The sequence below is a fragment of the Zobellella maritima genome, from assembly GCF_003075035.1.
In the GTDB taxonomy this organism is placed as follows: Bacteria; Pseudomonadota; Gammaproteobacteria; order Enterobacterales; family Aeromonadaceae; genus Oceanimonas; species Oceanimonas maritima.
The window spans coordinates 1-439 of record NZ_QCZE01000019.1; the positions used below are offsets into that span (position 1 = coordinate 1).

Genomic DNA, 439 nt, shown 5'->3' on the forward strand with positions numbered 1-439 from the left:
CTGCAATGCTCTGAGAGCTCAGAATGCAAAGGATAATGCAGGCTGGGATAAACTGATCATTTCCAACAACGGTTCCAATATCCGTGCTGTGTCGCCGAATAATGGTATCGTCCTCAATAACTCTCTCTTCAAGTCGTACTACGATGCCTACGTCGACCAGGTCTGGTCCAAGTATTCCAATACTACTTTGACGGTCAACACACAAGCTGCCGCCGGTAATGTCACCGCTAGGTTCTCCAACGGCACGCTTAACTTCTCGACCGGAAACATCTCCTATTATCAACCGTCCACTTCAAATATCTTCAGCAACAGCTCGGGTGCATTTGCGGTCTCGGGTGATCCCGTCAAAGATGCCATCACAGCGCGTCTAGCTGCGGCCTTTAATAGATCTACCCTCTTGATCAACACTCAGCAACCGAATGGCGAGAATGTTTCCAAT

General features: G+C 48.7%; 1 protein-coding gene. It reads left to right on the forward strand.

Translation table 11 applies throughout. The features are described from left to right. A partial coding sequence (locus tag DCS96_RS18405) for a beta-1,3-glucanase family protein (RefSeq protein WP_198650134.1) occupies positions 1-439 on the forward strand: 439 nt, incomplete at both ends.